Origin of the sequence: Streptomyces sp. NRRL B-3229, from assembly GCF_000719505.1 — a bacterium.
Lineage (GTDB): Bacteria > Actinomycetota > Actinomycetes > Streptomycetales > Streptomycetaceae > Streptomyces > Streptomyces griseorubiginosus.
The window spans coordinates 71,895-93,123 of record NZ_JOGP01000010.1 but is presented as its reverse complement, the minus strand read 5'-3'; the positions used below and the strand labels follow the sequence as shown (position 1 = coordinate 93,123).

The 21,229-nt window shown below is 70.3% G+C and carries 18 protein-coding genes; 9 read left to right on the top strand and 9 right to left on the bottom strand.

Translation table 11 applies throughout. The features are described 5' to 3' along the window. Positions 1 to 95: 95 nt before the first annotated feature. Entirely contained in the window at positions 96 to 2,378 is a 2,283-nt protein-coding gene (locus IF54_RS0118160; RefSeq protein WP_030319825.1) for a (Fe-S)-binding protein, read from the bottom strand. A gap of 254 nt (positions 2,379 to 2,632) precedes the next feature. On the opposite strand from IF54_RS0118160, the gene IF54_RS0118155 reads away from it, so the two are divergent. From IF54_RS0118155 to IF54_RS0118135, 5 genes are all read left to right on the top strand, one after another. Beyond that, positions 2,633 to 3,676 carry an MraY family glycosyltransferase gene (locus IF54_RS0118155; protein WP_030319824.1) on the top strand — a complete coding sequence of 348 codons (1,044 nt, stop codon included), beginning with the start codon at positions 2,633 to 2,635 and terminating at the stop codon, positions 3,674 to 3,676. A 94-nt stretch (positions 3,677 to 3,770) separates the two neighbouring features. Then, positions 3,771 to 5,630 (top strand): molecular chaperone DnaK, encoded by a 1,860-nt coding sequence (dnaK, locus tag IF54_RS0118150; protein WP_030319822.1) that lies wholly within the window; start codon positions 3,771 to 3,773, stop codon positions 5,628 to 5,630. Further along, the gene (gene grpE, locus IF54_RS0118145) at positions 5,627 to 6,274 is read left to right on the top strand and encodes a nucleotide exchange factor GrpE (protein WP_030319820.1); all 648 of its coding nucleotides are present in this window, start codon (positions 5,627 to 5,629) and stop codon (positions 6,272 to 6,274) included. Before dnaK ends, grpE begins: the two co-directional genes overlap by 4 nt. Before the next feature lie 36 nt (positions 6,275 to 6,310). Continuing rightward, complete coding sequence (gene dnaJ / locus IF54_RS0118140; protein WP_030319817.1) at positions 6,311 to 7,492, top strand: molecular chaperone DnaJ; 1,182 nt, start codon at positions 6,311 to 6,313, stop codon at positions 7,490 to 7,492. Positions 7,493 to 7,498: 6 nt separating this feature from the next. Continuing rightward, complete coding sequence (locus IF54_RS0118135) at positions 7,499 to 7,945, top strand: heat shock protein transcriptional repressor HspR (protein ID WP_020134409.1); 447 nt, start codon at positions 7,499 to 7,501, stop codon at positions 7,943 to 7,945. Positions 7,946 to 8,041: 96 nt separating this feature from the next. Here IF54_RS0118135 and IF54_RS0118130 read toward each other — a convergent pair whose 3' ends face one another. Further along, the gene (locus tag IF54_RS0118130) at positions 8,042 to 10,423 is read right to left on the bottom strand and encodes a PA14 domain-containing protein (RefSeq protein ID WP_030319815.1); all 2,382 of its coding nucleotides are present in this window, start codon (positions 10,421 to 10,423) and stop codon (positions 8,042 to 8,044) included. A 240-nt stretch (positions 10,424 to 10,663) separates the two neighbouring features. On the opposite strand from IF54_RS0118130, the gene IF54_RS0118125 reads away from it, so the two are divergent. Continuing rightward, positions 10,664 to 11,770, top strand: a complete 1,107-nt coding sequence (locus IF54_RS0118125; protein ID WP_030319812.1) for a sugar ABC transporter substrate-binding protein — start codon at positions 10,664 to 10,666, stop codon at positions 11,768 to 11,770. Between the two features lie 53 nt (positions 11,771 to 11,823). On the opposite strand, the gene IF54_RS0118120 is transcribed toward IF54_RS0118125, so the two are convergent. From IF54_RS0118120 to IF54_RS0118110, 3 genes are read right to left on the bottom strand one after another with little or no spacing between them, the layout of a single operon-like run. Further along, positions 11,824 to 12,663 (bottom strand): transglutaminase family protein, encoded by an 840-nt coding sequence (locus IF54_RS0118120; RefSeq protein ID WP_030319811.1) that lies wholly within the window; start codon positions 12,661 to 12,663, stop codon positions 11,824 to 11,826. After that, the gene (locus tag IF54_RS0118115) at positions 12,660 to 13,598 is read right to left on the bottom strand and encodes an alpha-E domain-containing protein (protein ID WP_030319810.1); all 939 of its coding nucleotides are present in this window, start codon (positions 13,596 to 13,598) and stop codon (positions 12,660 to 12,662) included. The genes IF54_RS0118120 and IF54_RS0118115 overlap by 4 nt, the downstream gene beginning before the upstream one ends. Next, positions 13,595 to 15,136: a circularly permuted type 2 ATP-grasp protein gene (locus tag IF54_RS0118110; protein WP_030319809.1), complete on the bottom strand. Its 1,542-nt coding sequence runs from the start codon at positions 15,134 to 15,136 to the stop codon at positions 13,595 to 13,597. The genes IF54_RS0118115 and IF54_RS0118110 overlap by 4 nt, the downstream gene beginning before the upstream one ends. A gap of 308 nt (positions 15,137 to 15,444) precedes the next feature. Between IF54_RS0118110 and IF54_RS0118105 the strand changes: the two genes are divergently transcribed. Then, positions 15,445 to 16,476, top strand: coding sequence for a helix-turn-helix transcriptional regulator (locus IF54_RS0118105; protein ID WP_030319805.1), 1,032 nt, complete (start codon positions 15,445 to 15,447; stop codon positions 16,474 to 16,476). Here the strand turns inward: IF54_RS0118105 and IF54_RS0118100 are convergent. From IF54_RS0118100 to IF54_RS0118090, 3 genes are all read right to left on the bottom strand, one after another. Beyond that, positions 16,439 to 17,470 (bottom strand): response regulator transcription factor, encoded by a 1,032-nt coding sequence (locus tag IF54_RS0118100; RefSeq protein ID WP_030319803.1) that lies wholly within the window; start codon positions 17,468 to 17,470, stop codon positions 16,439 to 16,441. The two genes, IF54_RS0118105 and IF54_RS0118100, sit on opposite strands and share 38 nt — an antisense overlap. Next, positions 17,467 to 18,459 (bottom strand): helix-turn-helix transcriptional regulator, encoded by a 993-nt coding sequence (locus IF54_RS0118095; protein ID WP_030319801.1) that lies wholly within the window; start codon positions 18,457 to 18,459, stop codon positions 17,467 to 17,469. Before IF54_RS0118095 ends, IF54_RS0118100 begins: the two co-directional genes overlap by 4 nt. A gap of 463 nt (positions 18,460 to 18,922) precedes the next feature. Continuing rightward, complete coding sequence (locus IF54_RS0118090) at positions 18,923 to 19,963, bottom strand: helix-turn-helix transcriptional regulator (protein ID WP_234439002.1); 1,041 nt, start codon at positions 19,961 to 19,963, stop codon at positions 18,923 to 18,925. A 128-nt stretch (positions 19,964 to 20,091) separates the two neighbouring features. On the opposite strand from IF54_RS0118090, the gene IF54_RS43020 reads away from it, so the two are divergent. Together IF54_RS43020 and IF54_RS0118080 are read left to right on the top strand one after the other, a co-directional pair. Beyond that, positions 20,092 to 20,253 (top strand): hypothetical protein, encoded by a 162-nt coding sequence (locus tag IF54_RS43020; protein WP_181412588.1) that lies wholly within the window; start codon positions 20,092 to 20,094, stop codon positions 20,251 to 20,253. Position 20,254: 1 nt separating this feature from the next. Continuing rightward, positions 20,255 to 20,590 carry a hypothetical protein gene (locus IF54_RS0118080; RefSeq protein WP_028809089.1) on the top strand — a complete coding sequence of 112 codons (336 nt, stop codon included), beginning with the start codon at positions 20,255 to 20,257 and terminating at the stop codon, positions 20,588 to 20,590. Between the two features lie 147 nt (positions 20,591 to 20,737). Here the strand turns inward: IF54_RS0118080 and IF54_RS0118075 are convergent, their stop codons facing one another. Further along, entirely contained in the window at positions 20,738 to 21,151 is a 414-nt protein-coding gene (locus tag IF54_RS0118075; RefSeq protein WP_030319798.1) for a pyridoxamine 5'-phosphate oxidase family protein, read from the bottom strand. Between the last annotated feature and the right edge of the window lie 78 nt (positions 21,152 to 21,229).

Here is a 21,229-nt window from a genome sequence, read left to right as displayed (position 1 = left end):
GCGAGCTGAGGCGCGTGGGGCATGCCGGCACACGGCGACGCCCCCCGCCGATTCCTCGGACAGGGGGCGTCGTACGGCCGTGTCGGCCGTGTTCGCTACTTGACCGGCTCGGGCTCCGGCTCGCTCTCGGTCTCCGCGGCGTCCTCGGGGTCCACCGGGGTCTTGACCGAGTCCAGCAGCAGCTGGGCGACGTCGACGACCTGGATGGACTCCTTGGCCTTGCCGTCGTTCTTCTTGCCGTTCACGGAGTCCGTGAGCATGACCAGGCAGAACGGGCAGGCCGTGGAGACGATGTCCGGGTTCAGCGACAGAGCCTCGTCGACGCGCTCGTTGTTGATGCGCTTGCCGATCCGCTCCTCCATCCACATCCGCGCACCACCGGCGCCGCAGCAGAAGCCGCGCTCCTTGTGACGGTGCATCTCCTCGTTGCGGAGACCGGGCACGTTCGCGATGATCTCGCGCGGCGGCGTGTAGATCTTGTTGTGGCGGCCCAGGTAGCACGGGTCGTGGTAGGTGATGATGCCCTCGACCGGCGTCACCGGGACCAGCTTGCCCTCGTCGACGAGGTGCTGGAGCAGCTGGGTGTGGTGGATGACCTCGTAGTCGCCGCCGAGCTGCGGGTACTCGTTGCCGATGGTGTTGAGGCAGTGCGGGCAGGTCGCGACGATCTTCTTCGCGGACTTCGGCTTGGCGGACTCGGCGACGACCTTGCCGTCGTCGTCGAGCTCCTCGCCGAACGCCATGTTCAGTGCCATGACGTTCTCCATGCCGAGCTCCTGGAACAGGGGCTCGTTGCCGAGACGGCGGGCGGAGTCACCGGTGCACTTCTCGTCGCCGCCCATGATCGCGAACTTGACGCCCGCGATGTGGAGCAGCTCGGCGAAGGCCTTCGTCGTCTTCTTCGCGCGGTCCTCGAGGGCGCCCGCGCAGCCCACCCAGTACAGGTACTCGACCTCGGTGAGGTCCTCGATGTCCTGGCCGACGACCGGGACCTCGAACTCGACCTCCTTGAGCCACTCCAGGCGCTGCTTCTTCGCCAGGCCCCAGGGGTTGCCCTTCTTCTCCAGGTTCTTGAGCATCGTGCCCGCCTCGGACGGGAACGCGCTCTCGATCATCACCTGGTAGCGGCGCATGTCGACGATGTGGTCGACGTGCTCGATGTCCACCGGGCACTGCTCGACACAGGCGCCGCAGGTGGTGCAGGACCACAGGACGTCCGGGTCGATGACGCCGTTCTCCTCGACCGTCCCGATCAGCGGGCGCTCGGCCTCCGCCAGGGCCGCCGCCGGCACACCGGCCAGCTGCTCCTCGGACGCCTTCTCCTCGCCCTCCATGGTCTTGCCGCCACCCGCGAGCAGGTACGGCGCCTTGGCGTGCGCGTGGTCGCGCAGGGACATGATCAGGAGCTTGGGGGAGAGCGGCTTGCCGGTGTTCCACGCGGGGCACTGCGACTGGCAGCGGCCGCACTCGGTGCAGGTGGAGAAGTCGAGCAGGCCCTTCCAGGAGAACTGCTCGACCTGGGAGACGCCGAAGACGTCGTCGTCACCGGGGTCGGTGAAGTCGATCGGCTTGCCGCCGGAGGTCATCGGCTGGAGGCCGCCGAGGGCGGTCCCGCCGGTCGCCTCGCGCTTGAACCAGATGTTCGGGAAGGCCAGGAAGCGGTGCCAGGCCACACCCATGTTGGTGTTCAGCGACACGACGATCATCCACACGAAGGACGTGCCGATCTTGATCGTCGCGACGAGGTAGACGAGGTTCTGGAGCGTGCTCACGCCCAGGCCCTTGAAGGCCAGGACCAGCGGGTACGAGGCGAAGTACGAGGCCTCGTAGTGGTCCACGTGGTGCAGCCCGCCCTCCAGGCCCCGCAGCACGTAGATGGCCAGGCCGATGGTGAGGATGACGTACTCGACGAAGTACGCCTGGCCCGCCTTGGAGCCCGCGAAGCGGGACTTGCGGCCGGGGCGGGACGGCAGGCTCAGCAGCCGGATGACGATCAGGGCGATGATGCCGAGCGTCGTCATCACACCGATGAACTCGATGTACAGCTCGAACGGCAGGAAGTCGCCGATGACCGGCAGCACCCAGTCGGCCTGGAAGAGCTGACCGAAGGCCTGGGCGAGGGTCGGCGGCAGCGTCAGGAAGCCGACGGCCACGAACCAGTGGGCGAAGCCGACGATGCCCCAGCGGTTCATCCGGGTGTGGCCGAGGAACTCCTTCACCAGCGTCACACTGCGGGCGTAGGGGTTGTCGGTCCTGCTCCCGGCGGGCACGGGCTGGCCCAGCTTGAAGTACCGGACGAACTGGCCGATGGCGCGTGCGAGCAGCGCCACGCCGACCACGGTCAGTACCAGCGACACGATGATCGCGGCGAGTTGCATTTCGGGGCTCCTCGGGCCTGCGAGGGGTCTACGAGAGTTCCGTGAAGAGCGTGCTCGTCATCGTGAAGAGCATGCGCGTCCGCACTGTCACTCTCGTCATTACTAAGCGGTAACTTATGCAGTCCGTCTGAGACTACCCCCATCCTGCGCCGCACTGTAGCCGGGGGCCGGGTGATCTGAATCGCTGAGGGTTACCTTAAAACCCGATCGTGTTATTCGTGCTGAATTGGTGCATACGGCGCTAATTTGGGCTCGTGCTCTATGGGATCCTCGCCGCCTCGTCCGCCCTGCTCCTCGCCGCCGTGCTCACCGGCCTGCTGCGGATGCCCGCCCTGCGCCTCGGGATCGTCGACCGGCGGTGGCGGCGCCCCATGCCGCTGTCCGGCGGGGCGGCGGTGGTGGCGGCCACTTGTGTGGTCGCGGCCGTGGGCGACCGGCAGGGGGTCACCCCGCTCGGCCCCGAGGCCGGGCGCCTCCTCGTCGCCGGGGCCGGTGTCGCCCTTCTCGGCCTCGTCGCCGACGTGCTGCGTGTCAAGGCGCGGTTCCTCGTCGGCGGTACGGCCGTGGCGGCGGCCTGTGTGGTGCCGTACGAGGAGACGGGGGTGCTCGCCGGGATCCTCGCCGTCGGCTGGATCGTGTTCGTCGCTCTCGGGTTCAAGGCGCTCGACCACGCCGACGGACTCGCCGGGACGGTCGGCGTGGTCACCGCCTTCGGTGCGGCGGCCTGCGCGGCGGCCGAGGTGATGGACGGGCTCGCCGTGCTGCTGAGCGTGCTGGCCGCCGCGCTGACCGGGTTCCTGATGCACAACTGGCATCCCGCGCGCGCGGGACTGGGCGCCTGCGGGTCGCTGTTCACGGGGTTCGTGCTGGCCTCGGCGGCCGTGACGACCCGCGCGGGACAGGACCTGGGATCCAGTGCCGCGGTGCTGTTCGCGCTGAGCGCCCTGGTGGCCGCCGACATCGCCCTCGTCGTCCTCGCCCGGCGGCTGTCCGGACGTTCGCTGCTGCGTCCCGGACCCGACCATCTCGCCCACCGGCTGCGCAGGCTGGGGCTCACCCCGCAGGGCGCGTCCGTCCTCCTGGGTGTCACGGCCTTCGGCGGGGTACTCGTCGCGGTCCTCGTGCACCTCGGGTGGATCGCCGCGAGCGGGGTGCTGTGGGTGGCCGGCGGGGCGCTGGTCCTCGTGGTCGGACTGCTGTTGGTGAGGCCGAGAGTGAAGCCCGCCGCACGGTCCGGTGTGGTCCCGCGTCCCGCATCTCCGCAGGTCACGACCCAGTTGCGTGTAAGGAACGGATAAGAGTTGAGCCCCTGTGACTCAGGTCTGTTGACCGAGCCGCCAACGTCATGCACACTTGAGTCCGTTCCACTCAAGTCAGCTGGAGGAAATCACCATGGCACGTGCGGTCGGCATCGACCTGGGCACGACTAACTCCGTCGTCAGCGTTCTTGAAGGCGGCGAGCCCACCGTCATCACCAACGCCGAGGGTGCCCGGACCACGCCGTCCGTCGTCGCCTTCGCGAAGAACGGCGAAGTGCTCGTCGGCGAGGTGGCCAAGCGCCAGGCGGTCACCAACGTGGACCGGACCATCCGGTCCGTGAAGCGCCACATGGGCACCGACTGGAAGATGGAGCTGGACGGGAAGCCCTTCAACCCGCAGCAGATCTCCGCGTTCATCCTCCAGAAGCTCAAGCGGGACGCCGAGTCCTACCTGGGCGAGAAGGTGACCGACGCGGTCATCACCGTCCCGGCGTACTTCAACGACTCCGAGCGCCAGGCGACCAAGGAGGCCGGCGAGATCGCGGGCCTGAACGTCCTGCGCATCGTCAACGAGCCCACCGCGGCCGCGCTCGCCTACGGCCTCGACAAGGACGACCAGACGATCCTCGTCTTCGACCTCGGTGGCGGCACCTTCGACGTGTCCCTCCTGGAGATCGGCGACGGCGTCGTCGAGGTGAAGGCCACCAACGGCGACAACCACCTCGGTGGTGACGACTGGGACCAGCGTGTCGTCGACTACCTGGTGCAGCAGTTCAAGTCCGGCCACGGCGTGGACCTCGCCAAGGACAAGATGGCCCTCCAGCGCCTCCGCGAGGCCGCCGAGAAGGCCAAGATCGAGCTGTCCTCCTCCACCGAGACCTCGATCAACCTGCCCTACATCACGGCCTCCGCCGAGGGCCCGCTGCACCTGGACGAGAAGCTCACCCGCGCCCAGTTCCAGCAGCTGACCGCGGACCTCCTGGAGCGCTGCAAGACCCCGTTCTTCAACGTCATGAAGGACGCCGGCGTCTCCATCAACGAGATCGACCACGTCGTCCTCGTCGGTGGCTCCACCCGTATGCCCGCCGTCGCCGAGCTCGTCAAGGAGCTGACCGGCGGCAAGGACGCCAACAAGGGCGTCAACCCGGACGAGGTCGTCGCCATCGGCGCGTCCCTCCAGGCCGGTGTCCTCAAGGGTGAGGTCAAGGACGTCCTGCTCCTCGACGTGACCCCGCTGTCCCTCGGCATCGAGACCAAGGGCGGCATCATGACCAAGCTCATCGAGCGCAACACCACGATCCCGACCAAGCGGTCCGAGATCTTCACCACGGCCGAGGACAACCAGCCCTCCGTGCAGATCCAGGTCTACCAGGGTGAGCGCGAGATCGCGGCGTACAACAAGAAGCTCGGGATGTTCGAGCTGACCGGTCTGCCGCCGGCCCCCCGTGGCGTGCCGCAGATCGAGGTGTCCTTCGACATCGACGCCAACGGCATCATGCACGTGACCGCCAAGGACCTGGGCACGGGCAAGGAGCAGAAGATGACCGTCACCGGCGGCTCCTCGCTGCCGAAGGACGAGGTCGACCGGATGCGCCAGGAGGCCGAGCAGTACGCGGACGAGGACCACCGCCGCCGCGAGGCCGCCGAGACCCGCAACCAGGGCGAGCAGCTCGTCTACCAGACGGAGAAGTTCCTCAAGGACAACGAGGACAAGGTTCCCGGCGAGGTCAAGACCGAGGTCGAGGCCGCCGTCGAGGAGCTGAAGGCCGCGCTCAAGGGCGAGTCCGCCGAGGGCGACAACACAGCCGAGATCCGCACCGCGACCGAGAAGGTCGCCGCGGTCTCCCAGAAGGTCGGCCAGGCCATGTACGCCGACGCCCAGGCCGCGCAGGCCGCCGGCGGCGAGGACGCCGGTGCCTCCCAGGCCAAGGCGGACGACGACGTCGTGGACGCCGAGATCGTGGACGACGAGCGCAAGGACGGTGCCGCGTGACGGAGGAGACCCCGGGCTTCGACGAGAAGCCCGACGTCCCCTCCGGCGCCACCGACGACGCCGAGCCGCAGGCCGCCGCCTCCTCCTCGGAGGCGGGGGCGGCCCCGGCCGGGGACGCAAGTGCCCAGATCGCAGGCCTGACGGCCCAGCTGGACCAGTCGCGCAAGGCGCTCGACGAGCGCACCGCCGACCTCCAGCGGCTCCAGGCCGAGTTCCAGAACTACCGACGCCGCGTGGAGCGGGACCGGATCACGGTCAAGGAGATCGCCGTCGCGAACCTCCTGACCGAACTCCTGCCCACCCTCGACGACATCGGCCGCGCCCGGGAACACGGTGAGCTGCTCGGCGGGTTCAAGTCCGTCGCGGAGTCGCTGGAGACCGTCGCGGCGAAGATGGGTCTTCAGCAGTTCGGCAAGGAGGGCGAGCCCTTCGACCCGACGATCCACGAGGCCCTGATGCACAGTTACGCGCCCGACGTCACCGAGACGACGTGCGTGGCGATTCTCCAGCCGGGGTATCGCATCGGCGAGCGCACCATCCGCCCCGCGCGGGTGGCGGTCGCCGAACCGCAGCCGGGCGCGCAGGCGGCCAAGGACGAGTCCGAGGCCGGCGAGGAGAAGGACAACAGCTCTGAAGAGGGCTGAAGCCGTGGCCGGTGACCGAAAGGAGGGGCGTCGGGGATGAGCACCAAGGACTTCATCGAGAAGGACTACTACAAGGTCCTCGGCGTCCCCAAGGACGCCACCGAGGCCGAGATCAAGAAGGCGTACCGCAAGCTCGCACGCGAGTTCCACCCGGACGCCAACAAGGGCAACGCCAAGGCCGAGGAGCGCTTCAAGGAGATCTCCGAGGCCAACGACATCCTCGGCGACCCCAAGAAGCGCAAGGAGTACGACGAGGCCCGCACCCTGTTCGGCAACGGCGGCTTCCGCCCGGGGCCGGGCGGTGCGGGCGGCTCCTTCAACTTCGACCTGGGCGACCTCTTCGGAGGCGGCGCCCAGGGCGGGGGCCAGGCAGCCGGCGGCTTCGGCGGCGGACTCGGAGACGTCTTCGGCGGCCTGTTCAACCGGGGCAGCTCCGGGACTACGCGCGTCCAGCCGCGGCGCGGGCAGGACATCGACACCGAGGTCACCCTCAGCTTCACCGAGGCGATCGAAGGGGCGACCGTCCCGCTCAGGATGTCCTCGCAGGCCCCCTGCAAGGCCTGTTCGGGCACCGGCGACGCCAACGGCAACCCGCGCGTGTGCCCGACCTGCGTCGGCACCGGCCAGGTGGCCCGGGGCTCCGGCGGCGGCTTCTCGCTGACGGACCCCTGCCCGGACTGCAAGGGCCGGGGCCTGATGGCGGAGAACCCCTGCGAGGTCTGCAAGGGCTCCGGGCGGGCCAAGTCCTCCCGGACCATGCAGGTCCGCATTCCGGCCGGGGTGTCGGACAGCCAGCGGATCCGGCTGCGCGGCAAGGGCGCGCCCGGTGAGCGCGGCGGCCCGGCGGGCGACCTGTACGTCACCGTGCACGTCGCCGCGCACCCCGTCTTCGGCCGCAAGGGCGACAACCTCACGGTGACGGTTCCGGTGACCTTCACGGAGGCGGCGCTCGGCGGCGAGGTGCGGGTGCCGACGCTGGGCGGTCCTTCGGTGACCCTGAAGCTGCCGCCGGGCACCCCCAACGGCCGCACCATGCGGGCGCGGGGCAAGGGCGCGGTCCGCAAGGACGGCACCCGGGGCGATCTGCTGGTCACCGTCGAGGTGAGTGTCCCGACCGAGCTGTCGGGGAAGGCTCGTGACGCGCTGGAGGCGTATCGCGAGGCGACCGTGGGGGAGGACCCACGGGCGGAGCTGTTCCAGGCCGCGAAGGGAGCATGATTCGAGATGGACGGTCGTCGACGCAATCCGTATGAACTGACCGAGGAAACCCCGGTCTACGTCATCTCGGTGGCGGCCCAGCTCTCCGGCCTGCACCCGCAGACCCTCCGTCAGTACGACCGCCTCGGCCTGGTCTCCCCGGACCGCACGGCCGGGCGGGGCCGCCGCTACTCGGCCCGCGACATCGAACTGCTCCGCCAGGTACAGGCGCTGTCGCAGGACGAGGGCATCAACCTCGCCGGCATCAAGCGCATCATCGAGCTGGAGAACCAGGTCGTGGCGCTCCAGCAGCGGGTGGCCGAACTCCAGGCCGCCGTCGAGGGCGCCGCCGCGGCGATGCAGCAGCGGGAGGCCGCGGTGCACGCGTCGTACCGCCGCGACCTGGTGCCGTATCAGGAGGTCCAGCAGACCAGCGCGCTGGTGGTGTGGCGGCCGAAGAAGGCCAGGGACTAGGTCTTCATGCAGAACCAGACGGACTGATGCGAGAAGGGGCCCGGAGATCTCTCCGGGCCCCTTCTCGTCGTCGGGGGTCACCCCGTCGGCTCGCGGTCAGTACTCCCAGATGCCGTACGCCGCCGACCTGGCCACCGTCTCGGTGCCCGCGGAGTCCAGGAGGACCACGCGGTAGTAGTACAGGCCCAGCAGGTCGTCGTGGACCGTGGTGTCCATGTACGACGTGGGACCGCCGGTGGCTCCCTCGGTCAGGGTGGCGTAGGCGTTGGCCGCCGGGTCCCAGCGCTCGACGCGGTAGTGCGTGAACCGGGAGCAGTCGCCGAGGCCGGAGCTCTCGGAGCAGCCGACGTACAGCTCGGGGTAGTTGTCCTCACGGACCTCCGTGCCCGTCCAGCCCGGCGGCCGGGTGTCGGGCAGGGTGACCGTGATGTCGGCGGTGTGCCAGAAGTCCGGCCCCTCGTCCCAGAGGACGTCCACGGCGGCGACCCGGTAGACGTGGGCCGCGCCGTCCGGCACGGTCGGGCAGAGGATCTCGGTCTCGGCGAGCGCCTGCCCCTTCCAGCAGTTCCGCTTCCAGACGGTCTCGCCGGTCTCCGGGTCGGTGGTGCCCTGCCACACGTAGTACATGAACACGTCGTCGTCGGCGGGCGGGGTCCAGGACAGCCGTACGCCGAGCGGGACCTGTTCGGCGGTCAGGTCCCGGACCGGGTCCGGGCGCTTGGTGTCCGGGGTGGTCGCGGTGGCCGCCGGCCCGGGCTGCGAGGCGTGGCCGTGAGGGTCGACGGTCACGACCCGGTACTCGTACGTCGTCTCGGAGGCGCCGGAGACGTCCTCGCAGCTGCCGTGCAGCACCTGGCGCCCCGCGTAGGACGGGGCGTCCTCGCCCGCCCACCACCAGCTCACCGACGGGTCCGTGCCGTCGGTCCCGCATGTGGTCACGACGGCCGTCTCGCCGGTCACCGGGTCGGTCCGTTCGATTCGGTAGGTGAGCAGCGGGGCGCTGTCATGGGTCCACGGGTCGGCGCTCGCCCAGGAGACGTGCACGCCCTTGGCGGAGCGGGTCGCGGTGGTCTCGTACGGGGCGATCGCCTCCGGCCGGTCCGCCATGCGCAGGGCGATTTCCACCGGCGCGGAGGCGTTGCCCTTGGTGTCCTGGGTGCGGACCGCGTACCGGTAGGAGTCGGCGGCGGCGAGGAGCTGGCGCGGCACGACGTCGGTCTGCGTGGTGGTGCCGGCCGTACCGGGCAGCGCGTCGCGCCAGCCACCCGTCGCCGGGTCGTACTGGAGGAGTTCGTACCGCGCGGCCCCCTCGACGGCGGACCACACCAGGTGCGGGACGCCGGCGCGGTACTCGACCCGGGCGTCGGCGGCGGTCGCCGGCGGGGTCATGTCGAACGTGGTGAAGGTGGTGGCCGCCGAGTACGCGGACCAGTTCCCGACGGCGTCCCGGGCACGGCCCCGGTAGGTGACCTTGCTGCCGTCGGCGGGCTGCCCCGTGTCGCAGGTCGCGCCCTTGGTGCCGGTGTAGACGGTCACCCAGGAGTTGGTGGCCTGGTTGAGCCGCTGGAGTTCGTACATGGCGATGTCGGCCGCGTTCTCCGCGGTGGTGACGAGCTCCGGGCCCGCGAACGGCTGGTCGTCCGGGCACGCGTCCATCTCGAGGAAGGGCGCCGCGGGCGGAGTCGTGTCCACGGTGGTGACGGGCTGGTCGGCGGTCCCGCCCGAGGTGTTGCCGGCCTTGTCGTGGGCGCGGACCTCGAAGTAGTAGGTGGCGCCGGTGGGCGGCGTGCTGTCGGTGTACGAGGTGCCGGTGGTCGTGGCGAGCGGCGCGGCCGGGAACGAGGCCCCCTTCAGCCGTCGGTAGACCTTGTACCCGGCGAGGTCCATCTCCTTGTTCCTCGCCCAGGTGACCTTGGTCTTGCGGGTGGCCTTGTCGTACGTCACCGAAGTGCCGGTCGGTGTGAGGGGTTTGACCTTGTCGACGTCGGCGGTGGTGCGGGGGGTGTAGGTGACTTTGACCTTGGCGGTGCCGGTCCAGTTCGCGTAGTCGACGCGCAGGGTGTGCTTGCCGGCGGGGATGGTGACGTTGGCGGTCTTCTTGACCGTCGTCGAGACGTTCTTCCAGAGGTCGATCTTCCGGACCCCGTCGACGTACACCCGCATTCCGTCGAGACCGGCGGCGTTGAGGGTGAACGGCCCGCCGGAGCCGAAGTCGCGGGTCACACTCCAGCGAACGCCGAAATTGTCCTTCGGCAGCCCGGAGACCGGGGCACCGCTCCAGGACTGGTCGATCGCGTCGTCGCAGTCCGTTTTCTTCGGGGTGCCGGAGAAGGACGTGTTCGCGTAGAACTGGCGCTGGAACACCGGGGAGGTGCACGACACGGCTGCCGAGGCGGGGGCCGCCGCTGCCAGGGTGGTGAGGGTGCCGGCGGCGGCTAGGACGAGCGCCGTGGCGGTCGTACGGCTGGCTGACTTCATTCGATCCTCTGGTCGGACGTGGAACAGCAGTTGTGGGGCTGCTGTGATCACGACACCTGAGGTGTGAAGTTGGTTGTACTAGTGTTCGCGCCAAGTCTTCACACCGTCGGCGGAGAGTGGCGTTGCGCACTCGTTAAGTGATTCCGCTTGACGCCGGTGGTCGGCCCCGCGTTGGCTTTTCAGACACATGGGCCGCAATGCCGCGCCCGCGTCCGGAGAGCATCAGAAGTGAGCAGCCCCATGCGTCGTCGTATCGCCATAGCCGTGGCAGCGTCCACGATGTCCTTCTCGCTGGCCGCCTGCGGGGCGCTCGGCGCCGCGAGCGGGAGCGAGGCGAGCCCCACCAAGGGCGACGACGTCACCGTCGGTGTGCTGATGCCGGAGAAGACGAACACCCGTTACGAGGAGTTCGACTACCCGATCATCAAGAAGAAGGTCGCGGAGCTCACGGACAAGAAGGGCAAGACGGTCTACGCCAACGGCGAGGCCAACGCCAAGAAGCAGGCCTCGCAGATGCAGGAGATGATCGACGAGAAGGTCGACGTCATCCTGCTGGACGCGGTCGACTCGCACGCCATCGCGGGCATGGTGCAGAAGGCCAAGGACGCGGGCATCCCGGTCATCGCCTACGACCGGCTCGCCGAGGGCCCGATCGACGGGTACGTCTCCTTCGACAACGAACTCGTCGGCGAGGTGCAGGGCCGCTCCCTCATCGAGGCGCTCGGTTCCGGTATCGACAGCTCCGACAAGATCGTCATGATCAACGGCTCGCCCTCCGACCCGAACGCCGGGCAGTTCAAGGCGGGGGCGATGTCCGAGCTCAACGGCAAGGTGACGATCGCCGAGACGTACGACGTCGACGGCTGGAAGCCGGAGATCGCGCAGAAGAACATGGCCGAGGCGATCAACGCGATCGGCAAGGGCAACATCAAGGCCGTGTACTCCGCCAACGACGCCATGGCCGGCGCCGCCATCCAGGCGATGGAGAGCGCGGGCATGACGAAGCTCCCGCCGATCACCGGCCAGGACGCGGAGCTGTCCGCGGTGCAGCGGATCGTCTCCGGCGAGCAGTACATGAGCGTCTACAAGCCGTACCCGGACGAGGCCGAGGCCGCCGCCGAGATGGCCGTGACCAAGATCCAGGGCAAGGACATCCAGTTCGACGCCCTCGCCACGGACAGCGTCGACAGCCCGACCAACAAGGACATTCCGGCCCAGCTCGTCCAGGTCGTCGCGCTGACGAAGGACAACATCAAGAGCACGGTCGTCAAGGACGGCATCTACTCCGTCAAGGACATCTGCACCTCGGAGTACAAGAGCGCCTGCGCGGCGGCGGGTCTGTCGTAACCGAAGCGCGGACAGGGGCCGGAGGATCTCCCCTCCGGCCCCTGTCACCTTTTTCAGGCCACCCTCGTGAACTCCACCGTCACCTCCGGCGGCCCGCCCGGCACCCCGCGGTAGATCCCCTTGTGCGGGGTCACGTCGTCGTAGTCGCGACCCCTGGCCACCACCACGTGGGACTCGTCGGCGCGCACCCCGTTGGTGGGGTCGTAGCCGCACCACTCGCCCGCCCAGTACTCGATCCAGGCGTGGCTCTGCCCCGCGACGGGCCGGTGCAGTTCGGCCTCGCGCTCCGGGTGGAGGTAGCCGGAGACGTAGCGGGCCGGCAGGCCGACGGCCCGCAGCAGGGCGATGGTCAGGTGGGTGATGTCCTGGCAGACGCCCGCGCCCTGCTCCCAGGCCTCCACGGGGGAGGTGTTCACGCTGGTCGCGCCGGGCAGGTACGACACCCGGTCGGCGACCAGCGTCGACACCGCGAGGGCCGTTTCGTGCGGGTCCAGGCCCGTCGCGGCCTTGCGGGCCTTCTTGGCCAGCTTCGCCGGGATCGTCGTACGCCCCGTCGGGCCGGCGAACTCCAACAGGCGGGAGGCCGCGACGCGTTCGGCCACCTCGGCCCAGGTGGGCGCGGTCGGCAGCGGTCCTGGCGGGATCGTCTCGACGAGGCTGGTGGCCGTGATGGTGAGCCGGCCGTGCGGGTCCATCAGGTCGAAGCCGGTGACCTGGGTGCCCCAGTAGTCCCAGTACGACCAGGTCGGCGTGGTCGGGCTGACCGTGACCCGGGCGTCCAGGGTGGTCTGGGCGGGCAGGGTCAGCGGGGTCATGCGGACCTCGTTGTGGGAGGAGGAGGCGGGCTGGGCGTACGCCACCTCGGTGGTGTGCTTGATCCGGAGGCGGGTCATCGTCCGGCTCCTTCCTGGGCCCACTCGACGGGCCCCTGGTACGGGAAGAACCGCTCCGCCACCGCCTCCGCGGAGGCCATGCACGCGGTCTGCAAGTCCCTGAGCAGCGAGGGGAGTTGCTCCTCCAGCGCGTGCAGGTCGAGATATTCGAGCCGGGTGCGCATCCCGCCGATCGGGCGGCGCGCGGGGTCCTGACGGGGGCGGCCGAGCGCGGTCAGGCACTCCTCCGCCGTCGTCAGAGCGTGCAGCGCGGAGCGCGGGAAGTCCCGGTCCAGGAGCAGGAATTCGGCCACCCGCGGGGTGTCGCCGAAGCCGCCGTACACGCGCGCGTACGCCTCGTCGGCGCCCGAAGCGCTCAGCAGGGTCGGCCAGTCGGGCGCGTGGGCCGCGTCGAGCACGCGGACCGACAGCAGGCGTACGGTCATGTCCACCCGCTCCAGGCTCCGGCCGAGCACCACGAAACGCCAGCTGTCGTCACGGCTCATGGTGGAGTCGGCGAGCCCGAAGAAGAGGGCCGCGCGCCGCCGTACGAGTTCCAGATAGCCGTAGGGGCCGGTACGGCGGGCCGCGAGCCGCTGGTCGGCGAGCGCGTGCCAGGTCGAGTTGAGGCACTCCCACATCTCGGAGGAGACGGCCTCACGGGCGCTGCGGGCGTTCAGTCGGGCGGCACCGAGCGCGCCCTCGATGGACGCCGTCGAGCGGGCGTCGAAGGCCAGCTGGTCCAGCACCCGCTGCATGTCGCAGGGCTGGCCGCCGGCGTCCATGCCGAGGATCGCGTACAGCGACCGGCAGGCCGCGTCCTCGTCGCGCCAGGGGTCCTCCAGCATCCGGTGGAGGTAGGCGTCGAGGATCCGCCCGGTGGCGTCCGCCCGCTCGACGTAGCGGCCGGTCCAGATGAGGGCCTCGGCTATCCGGGAGAGGATCACGTCGTTCACTGCTGTGCCCCTTCCTGTACGACGGTGGGGGAGCCGTCGGGACCGTGCTGGCGCGGCGCGATGTCGAGGGGGGCGGTGCCGGGCGCGGGCGGCGGCGGCTCTGCGGGGCCCTCGGCGAGCACCCAGGTGTCCTTGGAGCCGCCGCCCTGGCTGGAGTTGACGATCAGGTTGCCCTCCTGGAGGGCGACCCGGGTCAGGCCGCCGGGCAGGACCCAGATGTCGTTGCCGTCGTTGACGGCGAAGGGGCGCAGGTCGATGTGGCGGGGCGCCATGCGTTCACCCGCGAGGGTGGGGGAGGTGGACAGGGCGACCGGGCGCTGGGCGATGAAGCCGCGGGGGTCCTGCCGGACCGCCTCCCGGGTTCTCTCCAGGGTCTCGCGGTCCGCCTTGGGACCGATCACGATGCCCTGCCCGCCGGCCCCGTCGACCGGCTTCACCACCAGCTGGTCGATCTGGTCGAGGACGGCCTCCAACTGCCCGGGCTCGTCCGGGCGGAACGACTCCACGTTGGGCAGAATCGGTTCCTCGGAGAGGTAGTAGCGGATCAGGTCCGGGACGTACGTGTAGAGCAGCTTGTCGTCCGCGATGCCGTTGCCGACCGCGTTGGCGAGGGTGACATGGCCCGCCATGGCCGCGCCGAGGATGCCCGGGCAGCCGATCACCGAGTCCGGGCGGAAGTGCAGCGGGTCGAGGAAGTCGTCGTCCAGGCGCCGGTATACGACGTGCACCGGCACCTCGCCGCGGGTCGTGCGCATCCACACCCGGTTGCCCCGGCACACCAGGTCGTGGCCCTCGACCAGCTGCACGCCCATCAGCCGTGCGAGCAGCGCGTGTTCGAAGTAGGCGGCGTTGTTGGGCCCCGGGGTCAGGACCACCACCCGGGGGTCCTGGACCCCGTCGGGAGCGGCCGCGCGCAGGGCGGCGAGCAGCTTCTGCGCGTAACCGTCGACGGGCAGCACGTGCTGCTCGGCGAACAGGGACGGGAAGACCCGGGTCATCGCCCGCCGGTTCTCGATGACGTACGAGACCCCGCTGGGCACCCGGACGTTGTCCTCCAGGACCCGGAAGTCGCCCTGCTCGTCCCGGACCAGGTCGATGCCGGCGACATGGATGCGCACCTGGTTGACCGGTTCGATCCCGTGGGCGGCGCGGTGGAAGTGCGGGGAGCTCAGCAGCAGCCGCCAGGGCACGACCCCGTCCTCGAAGGCGCGGGCGTGCCCGTAGGCGTCGGCGAGGTAGGCCTCCAGGGCTCTGACCCGTTGGCTCACCCCGCGTTGTATGAGATCCCATTCCAGGGCGTCGAGGATCCTGGGCACGAGGTCCAGCGGCCAGGGCCGCTCCTCGCCCGCGAAGGCGTAGGTCACGCCCCTGTCGGTGAACGCCCGGGCCATCTGGTCGGCCCGGAACCTGAGTTCACTCGGTTCGATCGGCTGAAGCGCCGCCAGTACCGGCTCGTAGGCGGTCCTGACCTCACCCGGCCGCTCGAACATCTCGTCCCACGCGTCGGCCAACGCGTACGCGTCAAATATGTCCGCCATGACCTGACGTTAAGTGCGGCTCGTAACGAACTGATCACCGTGCGATTTCCGCACGTTGACGCACGGAGGGAGTTGTTCCGCGCGGGGTGGGGGCCGACGCGGCGAGGGAGCAGCTTCCTGCAACCGGGTCGGCGGAGCCCTGGAAGTAGCGGGGCATACCAGCCCTTTTCCCCGCCTGTGGCGCTCGGAGCCGTGTTGCGGAGCGGGTCCGGGCCGCGCATAGTTGCGGAGCCGAGGGGGCTTCGAGGCCCCGATGGGGAAAAAGGACAAGAGGGCGGTAGACGCTGGAACCGGGGGTGGGATGGGCAATGACCGGCTACGGGGCGGACGACCATCCACACGGCGCTGACCGGCTGTGCGAGGCCGCGGACCGGGTGTACTCCCGTGCCGTACGACGCGGCCGGGTACCCCGCGCCGACGCCGAACCGGTGCCCTGTCTGCTGGAACTGGCCCTGCTGCACCCGGACCCCGACGACATGGACTGGCTGGTGCCGACCGCCCCGCAGGAGGTCATGACCCGGCTGCTGCGCGAGGTCCACGACGAGGTCAGCGCGAGCCAGCGACGGGTCGGCGCCGCGGTCGCCGCCGTCGAGCGGTACGCGGGCCTGGCGCCCAGCGTCGTCGCGGGCGCCGCGGGGGAGGGGACCGCGATCCGCGTCCTCGACGGGCTCTCCCGCATCCAGGCCGCGATGGACGAGGCGACCGAGGCCTGCACGAAGGAGGTCCTCACCGTCCAGCCCGGCGGCATCCGCCCCGAGCACGAGCTCACCGAGGGCCTGCACCGGGCGCTGGCGCTGCGCGGCCGGGGCGTACGGATGCGCGACCTGTACACGCACGTCGCCCGGCACGGCCAGGGCCTGCTGAACTACCTGGAGCTGATGGGCGGTTCGGTCCAGGCCCGCACCCTCGACGAGGTCATCGACCGGCTGATCCTCTTCGACCGCACGGTCGCCTTCATCCCCGCCAACGCCGACCGCACCCTCGCCCTGGAGCTACGGCACCCCGCGCTGGTCGAGTACCTGGTGACCGTCTTCGAGCGGCTGTGGCGCCTCGCGATCCCGCTGACCGCCCCGCTCCCGGACACCGGCATCGAGGGCATCTCCCACCGCGAGCAGTCCATCGCGGCGCTGCTCGCGGAGGGCCACCAGGACGCGGTGATCGCGGAACGGCTCGGCATAAGCGTGCGCACCTGCCGGGCCCACATCGCGCGCCTGTCGGAGACGCTGGGGGCGGCCAGCCGTACGCAGCTGGGGGTGCGGATAGCGCAGGTGGGCCTGGACGGCCCGGCCTCCGTCGCCCCGCTCACGCTTCCCGATCAAGGATCCCGGACCGTCCGATGAGGTAGCCGAGCTGGGCCCGGCTCCCGCTGCCCAGGGTCGCCGCGAGCTTGGCGATGTGGACGCGTGCGGTACGGATGTTCATGCCGAGCCGGTCCGCGATGACGGCGTCGGTGTGCCCCTCCACCAGCAGCCCGGCGATGGTGCGCTGACGGGGCGTGACACCGTTCAGGCTGGGCCGGTGCACGGCCTGCGGGTACAGGGGCGTGGCCTGCCACCACAGCCGGTCGAACGTGGCGGCCAGGAACTCCACCAGCGCCGGATGCCGGATCTCCAGCGCCACCGCGCCGTCCGCACCGGCGGGGACGAACGCCACGTCCCGGTCGACGACGATGAGCCGGTCGGTGACCTCGTCCAGGGAGCGCGCCTCGGCGTCACCGCGCAGCCGCTCGTAGCGGGCGAGGACGAGCGGCATCTGCCGCTGGGTGTGCTGGTAGAGGGTGCGGATCCGGCCACCCCGGTCCAGCAGGGCCTGGTCGCGGTCCATCGCCACGGCCTGGGCGGCGGCGCCCCGGCTGTCGCTGTAGTGCAGATTGGGCTGCACGCACAGGAGTTCGCTCACGGCGCCGGCCATCGCCCCGGTGATGGCCTCGTTGATCCGTCCGGTCCCGCTGACGACCCTGATCGCCGGGCTCCGGCCGGCCTCCGCCACGCTCCGTCCGCCGATCCGCGTCAACGGGGCGAAGGCCTCGGCCAGGCGGGCGCTGTGCTGTCGCTGCTCGAGCACACGCTCGCCGGCGGCGCGGAGGAGGCGGTGGAGGGCGAGGGCGGGGGGTACGGGGGCCAGGCGGGCGGGGTCCTGCCGCGCGGGCTCGAGCAAGCCGCTCTCGATGAGGCACGGGAGGGAGGAGACCTCCCGCCTGCCGATCCCGCCCTCGCGCAGGGCGCGTTCGTAGAGCTCGATGGCTCGCGGGCACGGGTCCTGGGGGTCGTGCGGGTGGTGAGGGTTGTGAGGGTCGTACGGGTCGTTTGCCGGATGAGCGGCCGCAGCGGTCACTCGCCCGTCTCCTCCTGTCCGAGGATCCCGGACTGCCCGATGAGGTAGCCGAGTTGGGCGCGGCTCTCGCTGCCCAGGGTCGTCGCGAGCTTGGCAATGTGGACGCGTGCGGTGCGGATGTTCATGCCGAGCCGGTCGGCGATGACGGCGTCTGTGTGGCCCTCGACGAGGAGGGCGGCGATGGCGCGCTGGCGGGGCGTGACGCCGTTCAGGGTGGGCTGCTGCACGGCCTGCGGATGCATGGGCGTGGCGAGGCGCCACAGCCGGTCGAAGGCGGTGACGAAGAAGGACACCAGCGCGGGGTGCCGGACCTCCAGGGCCAGCGTGCGGTCCTTGTTGGCCGGGACGAAGGCCACGGTCCGGTCCACGATGATCAGACGCTCCGTCACCTCGTCCAGGGTGCGGGCCTCGACGTCGCCGCGCAGGCGCTCGTAGCGGGCCTGGATGCTGGGGGCGTGGCGCAGGGTGTGCTGGTAGAGAGTGCGGATCCGGCCACCCCGGTCCAGCAGGGCCTGGTCGCGGTCGAGGGCCTCGACATGCAACGGCGGCGGCTGGGTGTGTCTGTCGCTGGTGTTGGGCTGGATCGACAGCAGTTCGGAGCTGTCGCTCATGGCCTGTCCGATGACCCGGCTGATGAGGTCGGTCCCGCTGAGCACGTCGATCATCGAGGGGTCGGCGGCGCCCGTGCCACCGCTTTCGATCCGCATCAGCGGCTCGAAGGTCTCGGCCAGCCGGGCCTCACGCCGCCGTTCGTCCGCGACGCGCTGCTCCGCGATCCGCAGCAGGCGGTGCAGGGCGACGGCCGGGGCGACCGGCTCCAGCCGGCCCGGGTCCGTGACGGCGGGGTGCAGCAGCCCGAAGTCGAGGAGACAGGGCGCGTCCTGGGCGTCGTCCCCGAGGACGTACCCCTCGCGCAGGGCACGCGTGTACAGCTCCGTCCCCACCGCGCACAGGTCCTCCACGCCGTGCTCGGGGTGCGGCGGGCTCATCGTGCGGTTCCTTCCTGTTCGGGGACGCGGGACGGTCCGTTGGGGTGACCGAGGCGGACGCGGCTCTCGCGGAGGCGTGGGTGACGGGCGAGGCTGCGGGGCGCGTGGCACCGGGTGCTCGCCATCTCTCCTGAGGCGTGCGGAGCGGTCGGGGTGGCCGGGGTGTTCGGAGCGGGCGTGGCGTTCGGGGTGCTCCAAGCGGTCGTGGCGCCGGCTGGGGTGCTCGACGCGGCCGTAGCGCCAGGGATGCTGGGAGCGGCCGTGGCGAACGGGGCGTTCCGAGCGGCCGTGGCCGTGGCTGCGGTGCTCGGAGCGGTCGTAGCGTCCGGGGGGTCGGAAGCTGCTGTCAGGGGCCGGTCCGCCGCCTCGCCGGCGTGCGAGGCGGACGCCTTCGGTGGCCGCTCCTCACGGCGTCTCGGGTGCCGCGGGTCGCCGAGGCGTGGGCCGTGCGGGTGGGCCGCGGTCACGGACGGCCGTCCCCCTGCGCCGCCGTGTGGCCCTGGTCGAGGATGCCCGACTGGGCGATGAGGAAGCCGAGCTGGGCGCGGCTGCCGCTGCCGAGGGCGGTCGCGAGCTTGGCGATGTGGGCCCGGCAGGTGCGCACGTTCATGCCCAGGCGCCGTGCGATCGCCTCGTCCACATGTCCCTCGACGAGAAGCTTGGCGATGGAGTGCTGGATGTCCGTGATGCCGTCCGGCGCGGTCTCGTAGGGGGCGCCGGCGCTCAGCGGGACCGCCCGGCTCCACATGAACTCGAAGACCTTGACCAGGTAGCCGACCAGGCCCGGGTGCCGCAGTTCCAGGGCCACCTGCCGGTCGTCCCGGACCGGGATGAAGGCCACGGTCTCGTCGCAGATGATGAGCCGCTCCACCAGCTCGTCGATGGTGCGGTACTCCACCTTGCCGTCGGCGAACTGCTCCATGTAGGCCAGCCGCTCGGGGCTGTACCGGGCGACGTGCTGGTAGAGGGTCCGGATCCGGACGCCCCGTTCGATGAGGGTCCGGTCCCGCTCCAGCCCCTCGATCAGCCGGTTCTCGGGACGCTGGCCCCGGCTCGGCTGGACGGTGAGCACCTCCGACTGGCACTGGGAGGTCGCGAGGTCGAGCGCCGTGTTGATCCGGTCGAGCCCCTCCAGGACCGTGATGGAGTGCGCCGGTGCCACCTGCTGGGCGCTCAGTGTCATGAACGGCTCGAAGGCGTCGGCCAGCTCGATCGACATCCGTCTGCGCTCGGTGATCTCGTGCTCCAGCGGGTTGAGCCGCTGGGCGAGCGCGACCGACGGGGGAACCGGAAGCATCCAGTTCGCGTCGTCCGGGTCGGGGTGCAGAAGAGCGAACTCCAGCAGACAGGGCACCGACTCCACGTCCGCCCGCGAGACGCGGCCTGTCCGCAGAGCGTTGGCGTAAAGACGGCTTCCGTCCTCACACAACTCGGTCACCGCATGGGGATGTGTCGCCTTAGTCCCATTCGATACCAAATTTCCACCCCCCAGGGTCCTGAACATGCAGGAACATGATGCACCGTTCGTGTGGCCATGACGTGCCCGAATGAGCCATCGTCTTACTCGACGGGGGAAAAGGGGACCTTCAAGTGAGGACGAAGCCGACTATGCGTAACAGAATGCTTCGCTCGGTGCTTGTCGCCGCCTTCTCCGCCGTTGTGGCTCTCGGCGCCGTCGCCGGCCTTTCCGGCGCGAAGAGCGACGTTCATGGAGTGGGTGGCACCAAGACCGCGCAAACCGTGGTCGCCGGTGACGAGACGCAGGCATTCCCGGCGGACACGGTCTGGGACTGACATGACTACTCCACCCGACGACCGCTCCTTCCGCAGGGAGATGGCCACCGCCTACCGCTCCGGCTGGCACTTCATCGACCTCGTCACCGCGATCCCCCACCCCGGTGACTCGTTGATGGTGACCGTCTTCGGCGAACCGGTGGTCGTCACCCGCGACGAGGACGAGGACGTGCGGGCGTACCGGTGTCTGCGGCGGCCTCGGGGGGCGCCGCAGCCCGTTCGGTGTGCCATTCGGTACGGAATGATCTTTGTGAACCTGGACCAACGAGACCATCGGCTGGTGGAACCGGAAACCCCCACCCCGCGGACCATCTCAGCCACCCCCCGCAGTGCCTGACGCGATTCCCCCGTCGTAACAGATCGCTCAGGTGCTTCCCCCCGCAGCGGCGTCACCGTGACCTGAACACGGTGACGCCGCTGTGTTGTGGGCGACATTTCCGGGTATCGGACGATCGGTCCGTGGCTCGAAGGACCGGCCTGTGGCTCAAAAACGGCCCATCGCGCCCGTCAGTGAGATCTCGACGACCACCCGCAGCGGGTTCGGTGCCGGGGTCCGCTCATAGCGCTCGGCGTAGCGCCGCACCGCCTCCGCGATCCGCTCCGGGTCGGTGCTGACCCGCGCCCTTCCCTCCAGCGTCGCCCACCGGGGCCCCGCCACCTGGCACACCGCCACCGCCGCCCCCTCCTCGCCGGCCGCCAGCACATGCCGCACCTTCGCGCTGGTCCGGCTCGCGATGACCCGAGCGAGCCGGGCCTCCGGGTCGTATGTCACCCCGACGGGGACCACGTGCGGGGTCCCGTCCGGGCGTGGGGTGGTCAGCGTGCACAGATGCCGTTCCCGCCAGAAGCTGAGGTACGACGGGTCCGGGGCACCCGGATCCTGGGCGTAGGAGGTCATGCCGGGACGTTAGCCCCCCGAGTCCCCGCAAGTCCTCCCGAGTCCTCCCGAGAACTGCCTTGAGTGGAATAGACTCAA